Source organism: Agrobacterium deltaense RV3, assembly GCF_900013505.1.
GTDB lineage: Bacteria > Pseudomonadota > Alphaproteobacteria > Rhizobiales > Rhizobiaceae > Agrobacterium > Agrobacterium leguminum.
This window is the reverse complement of record NZ_LT009745.1, coordinates 2,452,067-2,469,907: the sequence shown is the minus strand read 5'-3', so window position 1 is coordinate 2,469,907 and position 17,841 is coordinate 2,452,067. Positions and strand designations below refer to the sequence as shown.

Annotated in this window: 13 protein-coding genes; 8 read left to right on the top strand and 5 right to left on the bottom strand. The window is 61.1% G+C overall.

Translation table 11 applies throughout. From position 1 onward, the window contains the following. Nucleotides 1-28: 28 nt before the first annotated feature. The gene (gene dsbD, locus AGR7B_RS12465) at nt 29-1,840 is read right to left on the bottom strand and encodes a protein-disulfide reductase DsbD (RefSeq protein ID WP_245317705.1); all 1,812 of its coding nucleotides are present in this window, start codon (nt 1,838-1,840) and stop codon (nt 29-31) included. Between the two features lie 125 nt (nt 1,841-1,965). Here dsbD and AGR7B_RS12460 point away from each other — a divergent pair, with 125 nt between their 5' ends. The 3 genes from AGR7B_RS12460 to AGR7B_RS12450 all read left to right on the top strand — a co-directional run bounded on the left by AGR7B_RS12460 (nt 1,966) and on the right by AGR7B_RS12450 (nt 4,765). Continuing rightward, nucleotides 1,966-2,625, top strand: coding sequence for a response regulator (locus AGR7B_RS12460; RefSeq protein ID WP_065656201.1), 660 nt, complete (start codon nt 1,966-1,968; stop codon nt 2,623-2,625). Then, nucleotides 2,625-3,983, top strand: a complete 1,359-nt coding sequence (locus tag AGR7B_RS12455; protein WP_080856762.1) for an ATP-binding protein — start codon at nt 2,625-2,627, stop codon at nt 3,981-3,983. Before AGR7B_RS12460 ends, AGR7B_RS12455 begins: the two co-directional genes overlap by 1 nt. 80 nt (nt 3,984-4,063) lie before the next feature. Then, nucleotides 4,064-4,765, top strand: coding sequence for a L,D-transpeptidase (locus AGR7B_RS12450; RefSeq protein WP_245317704.1), 702 nt, complete (start codon nt 4,064-4,066; stop codon nt 4,763-4,765). 62 nt (nt 4,766-4,827) lie between these two features. Here the strand turns inward: AGR7B_RS12450 and AGR7B_RS12445 are convergent, their stop codons facing one another. Further along, nucleotides 4,828-5,676 carry a LysR family transcriptional regulator gene (locus AGR7B_RS12445; RefSeq protein WP_162934126.1) on the bottom strand — a complete coding sequence of 283 codons (849 nt, stop codon included), beginning with the start codon at nt 5,674-5,676 and terminating at the stop codon, nt 4,828-4,830. Between the two features lie 103 nt (nt 5,677-5,779). On the opposite strand from AGR7B_RS12445, the gene AGR7B_RS12440 reads away from it, so the two are divergent. Continuing rightward, nucleotides 5,780-7,114 carry an aspartate aminotransferase family protein gene (locus AGR7B_RS12440; RefSeq protein ID WP_080856760.1) on the top strand — a complete coding sequence of 445 codons (1,335 nt, stop codon included), beginning with the start codon at nt 5,780-5,782 and terminating at the stop codon, nt 7,112-7,114. On the opposite strand, the gene AGR7B_RS12435 is transcribed toward AGR7B_RS12440, so the two are convergent. Beyond that, nucleotides 7,111-9,216 (bottom strand): sensor histidine kinase, encoded by a 2,106-nt coding sequence (locus AGR7B_RS12435; protein WP_080856759.1) that lies wholly within the window; start codon nt 9,214-9,216, stop codon nt 7,111-7,113. The two genes, AGR7B_RS12440 and AGR7B_RS12435, sit on opposite strands and share 4 nt — an antisense overlap. Then, a complete protein-coding gene (locus tag AGR7B_RS12430; protein ID WP_080856758.1) occupies nt 9,213-9,947 on the bottom strand; it encodes a response regulator transcription factor in 735 nt (244 codons plus the stop codon). The genes AGR7B_RS12435 and AGR7B_RS12430 overlap by 4 nt, the downstream gene beginning before the upstream one ends. A gap of 239 nt (nt 9,948-10,186) precedes the next feature. Between AGR7B_RS12430 and AGR7B_RS12425 the strand changes: the two genes are divergently transcribed. The 4 genes from AGR7B_RS12425 to AGR7B_RS12410 all read left to right on the top strand — a co-directional run bounded on the left by AGR7B_RS12425 (nt 10,187) and on the right by AGR7B_RS12410 (nt 15,699). After that, nucleotides 10,187-11,185, top strand: coding sequence for an ABC transporter substrate-binding protein (locus AGR7B_RS12425; protein WP_080856757.1), 999 nt, complete (start codon nt 10,187-10,189; stop codon nt 11,183-11,185). Nucleotides 11,186-11,298: 113 nt separating this feature from the next. After that, a complete protein-coding gene (locus AGR7B_RS12420) occupies nt 11,299-12,324 on the top strand; it encodes an ABC transporter substrate-binding protein (RefSeq protein WP_003492136.1) in 1,026 nt (341 codons plus the stop codon). Between the two features lie 85 nt (nt 12,325-12,409). Continuing rightward, entirely contained in the window at nt 12,410-14,641 is a 2,232-nt protein-coding gene (locus tag AGR7B_RS12415; RefSeq protein ID WP_080856756.1) for an ABC transporter permease, read from the top strand. Further along, complete coding sequence (locus tag AGR7B_RS12410; protein ID WP_080856755.1) at nt 14,638-15,699, top strand: ABC transporter ATP-binding protein; 1,062 nt, start codon at nt 14,638-14,640, stop codon at nt 15,697-15,699. Before AGR7B_RS12415 ends, AGR7B_RS12410 begins: the two co-directional genes overlap by 4 nt. 75 nt (nt 15,700-15,774) lie before the next feature. On the opposite strand, the gene AGR7B_RS12405 is transcribed toward AGR7B_RS12410, so the two are convergent. After that, on the bottom strand, nt 15,775-17,811 hold the full coding sequence (locus AGR7B_RS12405) for an NADH:flavin oxidoreductase (RefSeq protein ID WP_080856754.1): 2,037 nt from the start codon (nt 17,809-17,811) through the stop codon (nt 15,775-15,777). Between the last annotated feature and the right edge of the window lie 30 nt (nt 17,812-17,841).

Here is a 17,841-nt window from a genome sequence, read left to right as displayed (position 1 = left end):
AATGCGGCAGGATTGATCGCGACCTCGTTCACGGAGGCGATCCCTGCGCCCTGCGAGCGGATGCTGCCAGATCTGCGGCCGAGAATTTGCCGACCAGCCGCGTTGCTTCCGGCTCCTTTCGGTTGCTATCGAGAAAAACCATCGTGGGCGGGCCGACTACCTTCAATGTCGAAAGCAACGCCTGTTTATTCGCGTCCAGTTTTGTCAGGTCCAGGCTGACGAGGTTTACTCCCTTCAACGCTTCAACCACATCGGGTGCGGTTAAAAGTGAGCGCTCGATCGTGCGGCAGGTCACGCACCAGTCGGCTGTGACATAGAGGAGTGTCGGTTCCTGTGGCGGCGAGCTGTCGAGCCGGGCTTCCAGGCTTGCGATGGAGGAAATCTTCTCGAAGTCGCTTTTCTTTATCGATGCGAGAGATCCGGAACCAGTGGCGGAACTCAGCGGCTTCAGGGGAGAGAGCGGATCCGTTGCACCGATGCCGAGACCGACAAAGATCAAGATTGCCCAGATGACGGATGCGAGACCCGTCGTGCGGGAAAGCACGCTCACACCGGACTTCGGATCGCCGGTCCCTGCACCGAAGGCAAAAACGCCGAAGGAAAGGGCAAGTATTGCCCATCCGAGCAATGTCAGCCGTTCGGGAATGAGCGGCGTTGCCAGCCAAAGCGCGGTGGCCAGAAACATGAAGCCGAAAATCTGGCGCACTTTTTCCATCCACAACCCTGCTTTCGGCAGCGCCTTGCCGCTTGCGGTCGCCATGATGACGAGTGGAATCCCCTTGCCCAGTCCAAGGGCGAATGGTGCGGCGGCACCGATGACGACATCGCCGGTGCGGGCAATGTAGAGAAGTGCACCTGCCAGGGGAGCCGTGACGCAAGGTCCGATGAGCAATGCCGAGGAGAAGCCGAGCAGCATCGCGCCGGGAATCGTGCTCGCGCCCTGCGGTGATTTCGCAAACCGGGCAGAGATCACGGCTGGAAGCTGAATTTGGAAAAGGCCGAAATTTGCGAGCGCGAGCACGGCGAACAGGATGGATATCGCAGCTACGGCATAGGTCGATTGCAACGCGATCTGCAGGTTTTGCCCTGACCATGCGGCGGCCATTCCCATCAGCCCAAAGGCGAATGCAAGCGCAAGCGCATAAGACAGGGACAACAGGAAGCCGCGACGCGCGGTCAATTTTCCCCCTTCCCGGGCGAGCATGGCCGCAACGATCGGATACATCGGGAAAACGCATGGCGTGAAGGCGAGCAGCAATCCGAAACCGAGAAATCCGGCAAGAAGCAGGATCAATCCGCCATCCGCCAGCAGCAGATCGACCGCCATCTGCGCGCTATCCTCCGCCAGTGAAAATCCTTCCTGTGTGGCGTCCATGGAGACGCCGGCCGAAGCCTGTGCGGCTTTGGCGAAGCTGTTTTGGGAAAACACACCTTCAGCGCCCACGGTCAGGCTTGCCATATCGACCGTTTTGGTGGTCGGCGGATAGCAGAGCCCCCTGTCCTGGCAACCCTGATAGGTAAGGCGGAATTTTGCCGGCGCTTCGGCGACCGATGCCGTTGCAGTCTTGTAGAAAATCTCGGTAAAGCCGAAACTGGGGTCCTCTTTCATCTCTCCGGGGAGGGACTGGATTTCCAGTTTGCGGCCGTCCTCGCCTTCTGCGCTCAGATAGTCACGGTAGAGATAATAGCCGTCATTGATCGCCCAGCGAATGATGGCGCGGCCGTCGTTTCCTCGCTCGACCGTTGCCTTGAACGCCTGGTCCATGGCAAGTGGTGTTTCCATCGCGGCCGCCGGGGAGACGACCCTGAAAAGCGCCAGGATCACAAATGTGAACGCCAATATGCGCATCCGGCATATCCTTTCATGTATTCTTCCATGCCGGGACTGATCTCGCCGGGAGCTTAAGGCAGGCTTAAGCTGGTGCGCGCATGGCAAGATTGGATGGACCGCTTGCGGAGGCGTGATTGCGAATTCTCATTGTCGAAGATGATCCGATCCTGCTCGACGGGTTACGGGAAGGTTTGAAGCTGAGCGGCTTCGTCGCGGACGGCGTGACAACGGCCGCCGATGCGTCGGAGGCGCTGGCGACGGATAATTTCGATGCGGTCGTTCTTGATCGAATGCTGCCGGACGGTTCCGGGCTGGATGTCCTGAACGGCTTGCGTCGCAGTGGAAACCGGATTCCCGTCCTGCTCCTGACGGCCAAGGACGAGGTTGGAGACCGCATCGATGGTTTGGATGCGGGCGCCGACGATTATCTTGGCAAACCTTTCGATCTGGATGAGGTTGCCGCCCGTCTGCGGGCGATCATGCGCCGTGCGGCCGGGCGGGCGAGTGCGCAGATCAGCCTGCGAGGGCTGACGCTGGATCCCGCTTCGATGCAGGTTCTTCGGGATGGGTCGACCGTAATCCTGTCGCGCCGCGAGTTCTCGATCCTTCATGCGCTGATGGAAAGTCCCCAGGCAATTCACTCCAAACAGGCACTGGAAGAGCGTCTCTACGGCTGGCAGGAGGATGTGGAGAGCAATACGATCGAGGTGCATGTGCATAAGCTGCGCGCCAAACTTGGAAGTGCCGCCATCGAAACGGTGCGCGGGGTTGGCTACAGATTGGGGATGCCCTGATGCGTTCGATCCGTTTGCGGCTTTTTGCGATCCTGCTGGCGACGACGGGAGCCCTCTGGCTGCTTGCCGTCATGTGGACCTATTTCAGTGTGCAGCATCAGGTCGAGCGGGTGCTGGACGCGCGACTGATGGAAGCCGCCCGCATGGTCAGCTCGCTCCTTACCGATCACCATATCGATGTGGCTGCCGCCGTGGACGACACGAAAGCCACCGACGCCGCCTCGTCGTTCGATCTCCAGGGGGACTACCGACGACAGCTCTCCTGCCAGATATGGTCGCTTCAGGGGCAACTCGTCAGCCGGTCGGAAAGTGCGCCGCGTGAATCGCTAACAGACAATCGCGACGGGTTTAGCGAAACCATCGTCGATGGTGTCCGATGGCGTGTCTTTGCGGTTGTGAATCCGAACCTCAATGCCCGTGTTCTTGTGGGCGACAGTCTGGAGATACGCGACAGGCTGGTTGCCGATGTGGTCAAGGGGCAGCTCGTTCCGGCCGTTGCCATTTTGCCGATCCTTGCGGTGCTGATCTGGCTGAGTGTTGGACAGGGGCTGGGACCGCTCAACAGGATCGCTATGTCACTGGGGTTGAGGTCTGCGGATGAACTGCACGCCATCGAAAACAGGGACACGCCCAGTGAAATCAAGCCATTGCTTAGATCGCTGAACTCCCTCTTCCTGCGGGTGGAGGCAGCCCGTGAGCGTGAGAAGACGTTTATCGCCTATGCCGCCCACGAGTTGAAGACCCCGCTTGCCGGATTGAAGACCCAGGCTCAGGTGGCGCTGCGGAGTAAGGAGGATGATGTTCGAGACAAGGCGCTGGCGCATATTTCGACGAGCGTTGACCGGACCGGGCGTCTTGTCCGCCAGCTTATCGACCTGGCGCTCGTCGATTCGGCGGATCGCGGCGACGGGATCGAGACGGTGCGGCTCGCAGGGATAATGGAGGACATTCGGTCCGATCTTGAAGCCCAGAGCAGCAGGCGTGGCATCTCCGTGAAGCTTCGCCTGCAATCGGATGAAATGGTGACCTTGAGAAACGTCAATCTCCTGCGTCTGGCCCTGCGCAACGTCATCGAGAATGCGATTCAGTATTCGCCGGAGGGCTCAAGCGTTGAGATTTGTGCACTGAAGAACGGTCCCAAGGTCGAAATCGACGTGACGGATCAAGGGCAGGGCATAAATCCGGAAGATCAGGAGACTGCCAGGGAGCGGTTCAAGCGAGGACATTCGGCCCGTGGCGAAGGCAGCGGCCTTGGCCTGGCGATTGTCGACATGGCGATGCGAAAGCTCGGCGGGGAACTTGATTTTCGTCAGGGTGATTCCGGTTTCGTCGTGGCGCTCATTCTGCCGCAGGAGTGACCGGACTAGCGTTTAAGGCAGCCTTAAGGTTGGAGCTTCAGCCAAGTTTTATAGGCTCCAACCAATTCCAGCAGGCTCCCATGATTCGTCCAATTGTTTCTCCTCGCAGGCCGATGGCCGTCGCGTTGACAATCTTCCTCACCGCTTGCGCAAGCAATGCCGACCGTATTCCCGGCGCTACGCCGCGCCCTTCCAATGAGCGTGTCGAAGATCGGGAGGCAGCCCCAATCGGAACCGACCCGGTGCTTATGTATGGCGAAAAGACCGATGCCGGTTTTCATATTGCCGGCGTTAATACCGGAAAAATGAATCCTGCCTTCGTGAGGCAGGTCGTAAGCTATGCCACGGACGAAAAGCCCGGTACGATCATCGTCGATCAACGAGCACGTTTCCTTTATCTGATTCAACCCGGCGGTAAGGCGATCCGATATGCCGTGGGTGTCGGCCCTGTTGCGCGCGCCTTCGATGGTGGCGACGCGATTATTGCGCGAAAAGCTGCCTGGCCTCGCTGGATCCCAACACCTGAAATGGTCGCAAGGAACCCCGCGCATTACGGCCCGAACAAGGATGGAGTCGATGGCGGCCCATCGAACCCGATGGGTGCCCGAGCGCTGTATATGCATAAGGATGGCAGGGATACATATTATCGTGTTCACGGCACGAATGATCCAGGCTCAATCGGCAAGGCTGTATCGGCCGGCTGCATTCGTCTTCTGAATCAGGATATCATCGACCTCTACAACCGGGTAAAGCCCGGTGCCCGGATCGTTGTACAAGGATAGGTGAAGCCGCTTGATAGCCTGACGAAGTTCCAGAGGATTCCGAAGCCCGGATTAACCTGACGCTACAGGCTGAGACTTGGAAGAACGGTGCGGATGTGATCGCCCAGCGCCCTGGCTGCCGAAGATGTCTGCGTATCGGCAAACTCGATGGCAATGCCGATCGTCGGCAGGGGTGGTAGCCCGCTTTTGACGATATGAAGGTCGGCTGGAACGGCTGTCCTTGTCAGCACGCTGATGGCGTGGCCGGAGCGCGCGATTGCGATGAGGCCGGAAAGGCTGTTGCTGGCGAAGGCGACGCGGTAGCGGCGATTGGCGGCTTCCATGGCGTCGCACGCCGCGCGGTGATCCAGCGTCACGGGCGCGGAGAGCGCCAGCGGCAGCACATCCTTGGCGAGGAGATCCGGCTCCGGCCTGTCCGCCACCCAGACGAAGCTTTCCCTGCGGAGCACGTCGCGGTGATCCGGATCGGATTGCGAAACCAGCGCCATGTCGATCTGGCGGCGTTGCAGGAGGGGGCGCAGTTCCGTCGTGGGCGCACAGACCATGCGCAGATCGACTTTCGGGTAGGTGCCGAAGAAGCCTCTCAGCAGTTCCGGCAGGAAGGCGATGGAATAATCTTCAGGGCAGCCAAGGCTCACGGTTCCCTGCAGAGTCGCCTCACCCATATCGGCAAGGATTTCATCATGCCGGGCAAGCAGGGCGCTGGCATGGGCAAGCAGTCTCTCGCCCGCCGCAGTTACGCGCACTCCAGAACCCGTTCGCTGCAGCAGGGTATGGCCGACCAGCTCTTCCAGCCGCTGCATCTGGGTGCTGAGCGCGGATTGGGTGCGTCCGATCTGCGCTGCGGCGACGCTGATGGAGCCGGCGCGAGCGACAATGATAAAGTTCTTCAGCAGCGTAAGGTCGAGCATGGCGATATCAAAATTATCGATATCGGAGTAAAATACTATCAATTGGACTGAGGTGGCAATGGGTTGTTATGTTTCCGCAAGATAAACTCTTGGGGAATATGCCATGGACAAGCTTGCGAAGAACTTCGCCTCGCTCAATGACGAACCGGCTTTCTGGGAGGCCGCCAATAAACATCTGACCCGCTACGGACCGGCCTTCGAGGAGATCATCGTCGAACGGGCTGAGGGAAGTTTCGTCTACGATGCGGATGGGCGCGCCATTCTCGATTTCACCTCCGGCCAGATGAGCGCTTTGATCGGGCATACCCATCCGGATATCGTTGCCACCGTCAACCGGCAGATGGCATCGGTCGCCCATCTCTTTTCCGGCATGTTGTCCCGCCCTGTCGTCGACCTGGCGGCGCGGCTGGCGGCGCTCGCGCCGGGTCTTGATCGCGTGCAATTGCTGACCACCGGGGCTGAATCCAACGAGGCGGCGATCCGCATGGCGAAGCTTGTGACCGGCGGGCATGAGATCGTCGCTTTCGCGCAGGGCTGGCACGGCATGACCGGCGCTGCGGCCTCCGCCACCTATAGCGCCGGCCGCAGGGGTTATGGCCCGGCCACGGCCGGTTCACTCGTCATTCCCGCGCCGAATGCCTATCGTCCGCGTTTCAAGAATCCCGATGGATCGAATGACTGGCAGGCGGAACTCGACGATGCTTTCGAACTGATAGATCGCCAGTCGACCGGCAATCTTGCCGCCTTCATTGCCGAGCCGATCCTGTCGAGCGGCGGTATCCTCGAACTGCCGGCCGGTTATCTCGCTGCGCTAAAGAAAAAGTGCGAGGAGCGCGGCATGCTGCTCATTCTCGATGAAGCCCAGACCGGTGTTGGCCGGACCGGGCATATGTTCGCCTTCCAGCGGGACGGTGTGACGCCCGATATCATGACGCTGTCGAAGACGCTCGGCGCCGGCCTGCCGCTTGCGGCGGTGATGACGAGCGCAGACGTCGAACAGAAGGCCTTCGAGAGGGGTTTCCTGTTCTATACGACCCATGTTTCCGATCCGCTGCCGGCGGCTGTCGGCGTGACGGTTCTCGATGTGGTGGCGCGAGATGGTCTGGTGGAACAGGCAATTGCCCGCGGAAACCGTTTGAAGGAGGGGCTGCTCTCGCTGCAGCAGCGGTTCGAATGCGTTGGAGATGTGCGCGGGCGCGGGCTTTTGCTCGGACTTGAAGTCGTCGCCGACCGGCATACGAAAGCCCCGGGTTTTGAACTCGGTGCGCGCATCATGCAGGAGGCGATGTTGCGCGGTCTTAGCATGAACATCGTCAAGCTGCCCGGCATGGGCGGCGTCTTCCGCATTGCGCCGGCGCTGACGGTATCGGATTCGGAAATCGACCTTGGGCTGGAGATACTGGCGGATTCGATCGAATCCGCACAGCTTGCCCGCTAGGTGTGACCGGCATTTGCCGAGAATGTCAGTTCAACCCTTGCGCCTTCGCCGGGTCTGGAACTGATATGCGCTTCGCCGCCGCTCTGGCGAACGAACCCGTAGACCATGGCGAGGCCGAGACCTGCACCGCCATGGTCGCCCCGCGTGGTGAAATAGGGCTCGAAGGCCTTGTCCACGGCCTCCGGCGTCATGCCGATGCCCTCGTCGGTGACGGCGATCACCAGCGTATCTTTGCCCGAAGCGGCCTCGATCGAAATCAGGCCGCCATCGGGCATGGCGGCTGCGGCGTTCAGGCATAGATTGAGGATGGATTGTTCGAAAAGGGCCGGGTCCAGCGGTATCGAGGGAAGATCGTCGTCGATATAGAGCGCGATCCGGCATTTGGGGCCGACGGCGATTTCGAGAATATCGGCCATGCCGCGCAGCAGGCTTGCGACATTGATGACGCTTGGATGAATCGGCTGCTGGCTGCCGATGGTAAGCATGCTGCTGGCCAGAGACCGGCCGCGGTCTGCCGCCTTGCGGATGCGGGCGATGTGCCGCTTCTGGCGATCGTTGAAACCGGCTTCCCGCTCCAGAAGTCCTAGACTGCCGGTGATGATGCCGATCATGTTGCCTACCTCGTGGCTGACCTGATGGGTCATGCGCATGATGCCATCAAGTCTCTGGGCTTTGACGGCTTCCGCTTCCTGGCGATCGAGAGCGGTCACATCGCGGGCGAGCAGCACGATGCCGCCATCCGGCTGGCGTGACATCGATACTTCGATCACCCGCTGATCGTCGGTGCGATGGCGCAGGACTGCGCGGTCGAGCAATTCTCCGGGCTCTGCATCGAAGGGCAGCAGAGCCGGGTCGATTTCCGGGATCGGTTCGACAAACCGGCGAAGCGGCAGTTTTCGCGATGAGCCGGAGCGTCCGACGAGTTCGATGATGCGACGATTCATGGTGATGGGCCGGCCGGCCGGATCGAAGAGCGCAATTCCCTCGTTCATGGTGCGGAAGGTCGAGCGGATGGTGCGGGCCGCCGCTTCCGCCGTGCGCCTGAGGCGCGAGACGCGGTCGACGCTGTCATGGAAGGCGCGAAACGCATCGAGCAGCCGGATCAACTCCGTCTCGGGGCCGGTATAGGAGGGCGGGCCGACATCCTTATCCCCCTTGGCAAGGGCGTTCATACCGTTGGAGATCGTCACGATCCCGCGCGAGACACGCATTACCGAGCGGATCGAGAAGATCGCCACGATGAGAACCAGAAGCGAGGCGACGGCAACAATGATCAGCAGCCGATTGAGGGCATCGGAAGTCGAAATCAGGTCTTCGTTCAGGCTGCGCGCAACCGCATCGCCCTGGGTTTCGGTCACATGGGAAAGATCCCGCGAGACGGTGTGAAGGCGGGAGACCGAGGCGCGGATCGCGAACATTTCCAGAAGGTAACGGCTCTGGGCTTCGAAGACCCGCTCATAGGGCTGCAGCTCGGCCACGGGCAGGCGCTCGCCGGGATAGCCCTGCTGGCGCGCCGTTGTTTCCGCCACGTAACGGCGGCGCAGTTCGCCAAGCTGGAAGAGGCTGTCGGATGCGGATGCGGCCTGTACGATGCCGTTCATTCGCCGGCGCAGTTCCGGATCGAGGATGCCCTGACCGGTGGCGATTTCGCCGAGCGCCGCTGCCGCTTCCGCCTTGTGGCCCTGTGCCGCATCGGCATCCTTCGCAAGATCGAGCGTCTGTTCCCGGATGATCTGGAGGAGTTCGACGATGCGTTCGCTGGCAAAGCCACGGGTGATCCGTTCGCCGCTGTCCGGTCCTGTCATTTCGAGCAAAATATCGACCTGCTGGACCACCGAGCGGCTTTCGCTGGAAACGCGATAGGGCGAGGCGGCGTTCATCAGGAACGGTGCGCTGGAGACGAGATCGGAGACCTGCCGCGAGACCAGCGACGCCTTGGCGAGGCTTGAAAAGGCCTGCAACCCATAGGCCGCCATTTCATCGCGGGCGCGCTGCAGGCCATAAATGGCGATGGCGGAAAGGCTGAAGACGAGGAGGCAGGTAAAGACAATCGCAAAGGGCAGGCGAAAGGCGATGGAGGAAAGGAAGGAGCGGCTGATCACGGGGAAAGCTCGCCCTCATCGGTGTGGAGCACGTAACCCTTGCCGCGCCGCGTCTTGATATGGCGCGGCAGGTCGGGATTGATCTCGATCTTGCGCCTGAGCCGCAGCACCAGCACGTCGACATTTCTGTCGATGTAACGGTCGCTCTCCGAACCCAGCCTGTCGAGAATCTGGGAGCGGCTGACGGGCTGGTTGGGTGTTTCCGCCAGTATTTCCAGAAGCGCGAATTCGGCGGTGGTCAGTGTACGGCTACGGTCCGCGAGGCAGACGGCGCGGCGTGCATCGAGATCGATTGCCCAGTCGCCGAGGCGAAGCGCCCCGCGCCCATGATCGCTGTCCTTCTCCTGTTTCAGCGAAGGGATCGTTCGGCGCAGTACGGCTTTGATCCGGGCCGTGAGTTCGATGGGTTCGAAGGGTTTGACCACATAATCGTCGGCTGCGGTCTCAAGCCCGAGAACCCGGTCGGCGGCGCTGCCGGCGGCAGTGACCATGACGATGCCGATGTCGATCTGGCTGCGCAGCCGCTGGGCGAAGGTGCGTCCGGATGTGCCCGGCAGATTGTGATCGACCAGCACAAGCTGCATCCTGTCCCTTGCCAATATCTCGTCCGCCTCCTCGGCGGAGCGCGCGCAGGTGGGCAGCCAGCCCTCCGCCTCGATGAGGTCCGAGATGAGCTCGGCCATATCCGGATCGTCCTCGACGATCAGAATGCGAACCTTCTGATTAAGCACTGCACTTTCCTCCCGCCATCATCATAGGCATTGCGGCGGCGATCTTCAAAGGCTCGCTGGTTATCGCCCCTGTCATAATTGTAATATCTGTAATCTTGTTCGGCGGTGCGGTGAAAGATTGGTAACCATTCTTCGATTGCGGTGCGGACAGGATGTGACATGCTGTAGGTGGAGACTGGAACGGGGAGGTTCCGGGCAGGGAGGCTTAATTGAAAGCATTGACCGCACTTGCGGCGAGCATGGCTTTATGGCTGTGCGGCGCAGGGCATGGCATGGCCGAGCCGAAGTTGAACGTCCTTTGCGGCGTCGACGAGGCCTGGTGCTTGACCATGCAGCGGGCTTTTCAAGCCAGGGCCGGTCTCGAGATTTCGATGGTGCGCAAGAGCACCGGTGAAATCCTCGATCAGATTCGTGCCGAACGATCCCATCCCACTGTCGATGTCTGGTGGGGCGGTACTGGCGATACCCATTTGCAGGCGGCGTCTGAAGGGTTGCTGGATGAATACCGGCCTGTCCACCAGCAGGATTTGCTGCCGTGGGCGCAGAATTTCTCGGTGATGTCGGGATCGCGGTCTGCGGGAATTTATGCCGGCGCGCTGGGCTTTGCCTATAATTCGGAACTGCTTGCGAAGAACAATCTGCCGGGGCCGACCTGCTGGAAGGATCTGGCGAAGGATGTCTATCGCGGCCATATCCTGACCGGCAATCCGAACTATTCAGGCACGGCCTTCACCATGCTGGCCACTCTCGTCCAGCTCTTCGGCGAGGAGGAAGCTTTCGGGTTCATGGCGAAGCTCAACCAGAACGTCGTGGGCTACACCAAGGTTGGTGCCGCACCGGTGAAGGCGGCGGCGCGGGGCGAGATAATGATCGGAATTTCCTTCATGCATGATGCCGTCACCCAGAAGACCGAAGGGTTTCCGCTTGTTATCGTCGCCCCCTGCGAGGGCACCGGTTACGAGATCGGGGCGGTCAGCATCGTCAAGGGCAACCGCAATACGGCAATTGCGCAGGATTTCGTGGAATTTGCGCTGAGCCCGGAAGGGCAGGCGACCGGGGCCGCGGCCGGCCAGAACCAGGTGCCTTCCAACGCCCGGGCGACATTGCCGCTCACGGCGCCTGACATATCGATGATCAAGATGGTGGATTACGATTTTGCCACCTTCGGACAGCCGGAAGAGCGAAGTCGGTTATTGAGCCGCTTCGACAGCGAAATCCACCCGAGCCAGACCCAGTAGGGCCAAAACCCACATCCCGCAAAAGACAGCGCGCGCGCCGCAGGCGCCGCGACCGGCAGCGCCATGTCTGCGCGCGGCCCGAGAATTCAGACGCAAGCTACAGGAGGATAACCATGCGACTGACGATACTCTCCACCCTGCTTTTTGCCGGTACGGCACTCAGTGCCGTTTCCGCGCAGGCGGCGGGCGAACTCAACCTGATCTGCTCGGCCGATGTCGTCATCTGCGAACAGATGAAGGGCGATTTTGAAAAGTCACACGACATCAAGGTCAATATGGTGCGCCTGTCTTCGGGCGAGACCTATGCCAAGGTGCGCGCGGAAGCCCGCAACCCGAAGACCGACATCTGGTGGGCCGGCACCGGCGATCCGCACATGCAGGCGGCGTCCGAGAACCTGACGCTCGAATACAAGTCGCCGATGCTGGACCAGTTGCAGGACTGGGCCGTGAAGCAGGCGGAAAGCACCGGCTACAGGACGGTCGGCGTTTATGCCGGCGCGCTGGGCTGGGGCTACAACACCGAAATCTTCAAGTCCAAGGGTTACAAGGAGCCGAAGTGCTGGGCCGACCTGCTGGCGCCGGAACTGAAGGGCGAAATCCAGATCGCCAATCCGAATTCGTCCGGCACCGCCTATACGGCGCTTGCCTCGCTGGTGCAGATCATGGGCGAAGATCAGGCGATTGATTATCTGAAGAAGCTCAACGCCAATATTTCTCAATATACCAAGTCTGGCTCCGCACCGGTCAAGGCGGCGGCGCGCGGCGAAACGGCGCTCGGCATCGTCTTCATGCATGATGCGGTGGCGCAGACGGCGGAAGGTTTCCCCGTCAAGTCCATCGCGCCCTGCGAAGGGACGGGTTATGAAATCGGCTCCATGTCGATCATCAAGGGCGCCCGCAACCTCGACAATGCGAAGACCTGGTATGACTGGGCGCTGACGCCGGAGGTGCAGTCGCGCATGAAGGATGCCAAGTCCTTCCAGCTTCCCTCCAACAAGACGGCGGAAGTGCCGAAGGAAGCGCCGAAGTTCGAAGACATCAAGCTCATCGATTACGACTTCAAGACCTATGGCGATCCGGCCAAGCGCAAGGCGCTGCTGGAACGCTGGGACCGTGAGGTCGGTGCGGTCGCCAACTGATCTTAACTCCGGCGACAGGCATCCCGGCTTTTTAAGCCGGGGTGTCCGCCACTCTTTCATCGGCATGAAACAAGCGAGGTCGGCCATGACACGTGGCAATCGCAGGCTGGACATCGTCCTGGCGCTCGGGGCTTTTGCCCTCATTCTTCTTCCCTGGTATCGCATCGAAGGCGGCTTTTTCAGCTTCCGCTGGCTGTCCGGATTTTTCTCTTCCGCCAGCAATGCGCCCGGTGTGCTGCAAATATTGTCCTATGGAAAACCATGGCTGGTCGGCGTTGCTATCTTTTTCCTCGCCGCATGCCTTGTCCGGTCCATCCGTGATCCGATGCGGCGCGGCGGTCTGCTTGCCGCCGTCGGCGCTGCCGGGCTCGTTTTCCTCGCCTTGCAGGGGCTGGCCATCGGCTTTAGCGGCTGGAGCTGGACGGTGAGCGAAAACCTCTTCGGCATGCTTGCCGATGGCCAACCTTCCATGGGTGCCGGTGCCGTCGTAATGTCGTTCGTCTTCGTGCTGCTTTTCGCCTTCGGTCTCGCCGAGCGCGGCGTCATGAAAGGCGACGCCTTCGTCGTCGGTGCCATTTCCGTTCTGGTTTTCCTCGTCACGGTTTTTGTCTTTTATCCGATCGGCAGCATGCTGGTCGCCTCCGTTCAGGATTTCGACGGCTCCTTCAATGCCGATGGCTTCATCCGCAATATTCAGGATCCCGGCATCTGGAGCCTTGGCTGCGTGGCGGGCGAAGAGCGTTGTGGCGTTGCCTGGCGGACGCTGTTTCTGGCGCTGATGACCGCCTTCGGTTCGACCGTGCTCGGTCTCGGCTTTGCGCTGATCGCCACCCGCACGCGCTTTCCCTTCAAGAAGGGCCTGCGGCTTCTCACCGTTCTGCCGATCATCACACCGCCTTTCGTCATCGGCCTTGCCCTGACACTGCTTTTCGGTCGCGCCGGTGTCGTCACCGAATGGCTTTCCTATCTCTTCGGCATTGAGCCCGGTCGCTGGCTTTATGGCATGACCGGCATCTGGATCGCGCAGGTCCTTTCCTTCACGCCCATCTCGTTCCTGGTGCTGATCGGCGTGGTTGAAGGCGTCAGCCCGTCGATGGAAGAAGCCTCGCAGACGCTGCGCGCCGACCGCTGGCGCACCTTCTGGCGGGTGTCGCTGCCGCTGATGAAACCCGGTCTCGCCAATGCGTTCCTCATCGGCTTTATCGAGAGCATGGCGGATTTCGGCAATCCGCTGGTGCTTGGCGGCACCCATGGCGTGCTGTCGACGGAAATCTTCTTTGCCGTCGTCGGCTCGCAGAACGATCCGTCGCGTGCTGCGGTTCTGGCGATCATCCTCCTGTGCTTCACGCTTTCGGCCTTCCTTGCCCAACGCTTCTGGCTGGCAGGCAAGAATTTCGCCACGGTGACGGGCAAGGGTGACAGCGGCGCGCATATCGCGCTACCGCGCGGCCTGTCCATCGGCGTTCACGCCGTCGTGGTGCCGTGGATGGTCTTCACCATCGTTGTTTATGGCATGATCCTTGTGGGCGGTTTCGTGAAGACATGGGGTCTCGACAATTCCCTGACGCTCGACCACTACATCCGCGCCTTTTCCGTCAGCTTCTCCAATGGCTCGATTGCCTGGACGGGCGTTGCCTGGAACTCGTTCTGGACGACCATGAAGATCGCGCTGGTTTCCGCGCCGCTCACCGCCGCCGTCGGTCTTTTGACCGCCTATATCATCGTGCGGCAGAAATTCGCCGGGCGGAACCTGTTCGAATTCGCGCTGATGATGAGTTTTGCCATTCCCGGCACGGTCATCGGCGTCAGCTATATCATGGCGTTCAACCTGCCGCCGGTGGAAATGACCGGCTCGGCGCTGATCCTCATCGCCTGCTTCGTGTTCCGCAACATGCCGGTCGGCGTGCGCGGCGGCATCGCGGCGATGAGCCAGCTCGACAAGAGCCTCGACGAGGCCTCGCTGACGCTGCGGGCCAATAGTTTCCGCACCATCCGCAAGGTCATCCTGCCGCTCTTGAGGCCCGCAATCACGGCCGCACTGGTCTATTCCTTCGTGCGCGCCATCACCTCCATCAGCGCCGTTATCTTCCTCGTCAGCGCCGAATACAACATGGCGACCTCCTATATCGTCGGCCTTGTCGAGAACGGTGAATATGGGGTGGCGATTGCTTATTCCTCCATGCTGATCGTGGTGATGATCACCGTTATTACCGGCTTCCAGCTCATTGTCGGCGAGCGTCGCCTGCGGCGCGAAAACCGCGTCGCCGGCCTGCCTTCCGCTTCCTCCGTTCCTCTCGCTCAGGAGAAAACCGCATGATTTCCGTAAAGCCCGGCTCCGTTACCTTTCAGAATGTCCGCAAGACCTTCGGCGCCTTCACCGCCATTCCCGACCTTTCGCTCACCATCGAGCCCGGCACGCTGGTAACCCTGCTCGGTCCCTCCGGCTGCGGCAAGACGACGACGCTGCGCATGCTGGCGGGCCTCGAGCATCCGACCTCGGGCCGTATTCTCATCGGCGACAAGGATGTGACCATGCTGCCCGCCAATGAGCGCGATGTCTCGATGGTCTTCCAGTCCTATGCGCTTTTCCCGCATATGACGGCGCTCGACAATGTCGCCTATGGTCTGCAATCCTCCGGGCTGCGCAAGGCGGAAGCGCGGGAAAGGGCGGAAGAGGGGCTGAAGCTCGTCGGCCTTGCCGGCATGGGCCACCGCCTGCCTGCCGAACTTTCCGGCGGCCAACAGCAGCGCGTGGCGGTTGCCCGCGCTCTTGTGCTCGAGCCGCAGGTGCTGCTGCTGGACGAGCCGCTTTCCAACCTTGATGCCCGCCTCCGCCGCCGGGTCCGCACCGAAATCCGCGACTTGCAGCAGCGGCTGGGTTTCACTGCGGTTTACGTGACGCATGATCAGGATGAGGCGCTGGCCGTTTCCGACCGGATCATCGTGATGAAGGACGGCGAAATCGCCCAGTCGGGTGCGCCACGCGACCTCTATGAAGCGCCGGCCTCCGCCTTCATCGCCGATTTCATGGGTGAGGCGAATGTCGTCGGTTGCGAGGTCATTGCCGTTGAGGGCGCCGATGCGCTGATCCGCGTCGGGGGGATCGATCATCGGGTCGCGGCCCGCAACGCCCGGCCGGGTCCCGCAGAGCTTGCGGTCCGCCCAGGCTCGATTTCCATCGGACAACCGGGCGGGCCGGGGCTTGCCGGGCGGGTGCTGCACAGCGCCTATCTCGGCGGTCACGTTGAATATGAGGTGGAAACCGATATCGGTACGCTTTTCATTGTAGACCATGCCGTGGAGACCAGCCTGCCGGCGGCGAGCGATGTGACGTTGGGGTTCAAGAACCGGGGCATTGCCTTGATTCAGGCTTGAGGCCGCTGCCGATCCCGCATTCCTGTCGCGACAGAGGCAGATTTGTTCTGCCTCTGTCTGCCGGGAACGCCCGCCTCAAATATCCTTTGCCAGACGAAGCGCATCGTAGATCGCCGCATGGGTATTGCGCGCGGCGACCGCATCGCCGATCCGGAAGAGCCGGTAGGCGCCTTCCGGGTTGCGCTCGACCGCTTGGGCCGCTCCTGCAAGCAGGGCGTCGTAGGAGATTTCCCCGAGGTTTTTCGAACCGGGTTTGAGTTCGAAATAAAGGTCGTCCAGCGGGATGGTGCCGTGGTTGACGACGATCTGATCGACGGTTCTCGATTTCGTCACGCCGCCATAATCGCTGCCGACATGGGCTACAAGCTGGTTGCCGTTTCTTTCCGCCGCTTCCAGCCGGTAGGTAACGGTGAAAGTCACATCGCGTTTTTGCAGCGAGCGCATATAGGGAACGAGGTTCATGGCCATGACTTCCGGGGCGAAGGCGCGGTCGGGCGTCATGATCTCCACTTTCGCCCCGGCTTTTGCAAGGAATTCGGCGGCTTGCAGACCGGCATGATCGCCGGCATCGTCGAAAACCAGCACATTCGTTCCCGGCTTGACGTCTCCTGAAATGATATCCCATGCCGAGACGACGAGATCGTTGCCGCTGGAAAGTACATCGGTATGCGGCAAGCCGCCGGTGGCGATGATGACCACGTCAGGGTTCTCCGAAAGAACCGTGTCCGCTTCGGCCCAGTTGTTGAAGTGGAAGGTGACGCCCAGTCTCTCGCACTGGCTCATGCGCCAGTCGATGATGCTGATCATCTCCCGGCGGCGTTCGCTTTGCGCCGTCAGCCGGATCTGGCCGCCGGGATTGTTGGCGGCCTCAAACACGACGACCTCATGGCCGCGTTCGGCACAGACGCGCGCGGCCTCGAGCCCGGCCGGTCCGGCGCCGACGATCACCACCTTCCGGCGTTCCGCCGCTTTGGGTATCTCGTGCGGCATGGTTTCCTCACGGCCCGTTGCCGCATTGTGAATGCAGAAGGCGAGACCGCCCTGATAGATGCGGTCGAGACAATAATTGGCGCCCACGCAGGGGCGAATATCTTCCTCGCGTTTTTCCATGATCTTGCGCACGATATGCGGATCGGTCATGTGGGCGCGGGTCATGCCCACCATGTCCACCTTGCCGGCGGCGATGGCGTGGCGCGCGGTGGCGACATCGGGGATCTTGGCGGCGTGGAATGTCGGGAAACTCGTCGCGGCGCGGATTTCACCGGCGAAATCGAGATGCGGCGCATTGGCCATGCCCTGAATGGGGATGACGTCGGTCAGGCCCGGGTCGGTGTCGATATGGCCCCTGATGACATTGAGATAATCAATCAGGCCGCTGTCCTTCAGGCGTCTGGCGATTTCGATGCCTTCTGCCTTCCCGGTGCCGCCCTCAAGACATTCGTCGGCGGTGTAGCGGACGCCGAGAATGAAATCGTCGCCCACGCGTTCGCGCATCGCCCTGAAAACGTCGAGACAGAAACGCATGCGGTTTTCAAGCGGGCCGCCATAGGGGCCGTCTAGTTCATTGGTCAGTGGCGAGACGAACTGGTCGATCAGATGGCCATAGGCTTCCAGCTCCACCCCGTCCATTCCGCCCGCCTTCATGCGTTCGGCGGCGTCGGCGAAGTCCTTGATGATACGCTCGATATCCCAGTCCTCGACCTTCTTGGGAAAAGCCCGATGCGCCGCTTCGCGGTGATGGGACGGCGCAAGGATCGGCAGCCAGTCGCCCTTGTCCCAGCGGGTGCGGCGGCCGAGATGCGTGAGCTGGATCATGATCGCCGCACCCTGTTCATGCACGGCGTCGGTCATTTCCCGGATCCACGGGACGATTTCATCCTTGTAGGCGAGCAGGTTGTTGAAGACGGGCGGGCTGTCCCTGGAGACAGCGGCGGAGCCGGCCGTCATTGTGAGCGCAACGCCGCCCTTCGCCCGCTCCACCGTGTAGGCGCGGTAACGCCCCTTCGGCATGCCGTCCTCGGGATAGGCGGGTTCGTGCGAGGTGACGATGATGCGGTTGCGCAGTGTGAGGTGTTTTAGCTGGTAGGGCTGAAGAAGGGGATCGCTCGACATAGCCTGCTCCAAAAGGGTTTCTGTCTCAAG

Excerpts from the sequence above, each read along its gene's own strand:
- AGR7B_RS12455 (WP_080856762.1), top strand. The coding sequence starts at position 2,625 with ATGCGTTCGATCCGTTTGCGGCTTTTTGCGATCCTGCTGGCGACGACG.
- AGR7B_RS12450 (WP_245317704.1), top strand. The coding sequence starts at position 4,064 with ATGATTCGTCCAATTGTTTCTCCTCGCAGGCCGATGGCCGTCGCGTTG.
- AGR7B_RS12445 (WP_162934126.1), bottom strand. The coding sequence starts at position 5,676 with ATGCTCGACCTTACGCTGCTGAAGAACTTTATCATTGTCGCTCGCGCC.
- AGR7B_RS12440 (WP_080856760.1), top strand. The coding sequence starts at position 5,780 with ATGGACAAGCTTGCGAAGAACTTCGCCTCGCTCAATGACGAACCGGCT.
- AGR7B_RS12425 (WP_080856757.1), top strand. The coding sequence starts at position 10,187 with ATGGCTTTATGGCTGTGCGGCGCAGGGCATGGCATGGCCGAGCCGAAG.
- AGR7B_RS12420 (WP_003492136.1), top strand. The coding sequence starts at position 11,299 with ATGCGACTGACGATACTCTCCACCCTGCTTTTTGCCGGTACGGCACTC.
- AGR7B_RS12415 (WP_080856756.1), top strand. The coding sequence starts at position 12,410 with ATGACACGTGGCAATCGCAGGCTGGACATCGTCCTGGCGCTCGGGGCT.
- AGR7B_RS12410 (WP_080856755.1), top strand. The coding sequence starts at position 14,638 with ATGATTTCCGTAAAGCCCGGCTCCGTTACCTTTCAGAATGTCCGCAAG.
- AGR7B_RS12405 (WP_080856754.1), bottom strand. The coding sequence starts at position 17,811 with ATGTCGAGCGATCCCCTTCTTCAGCCCTACCAGCTAAAACACCTCACA.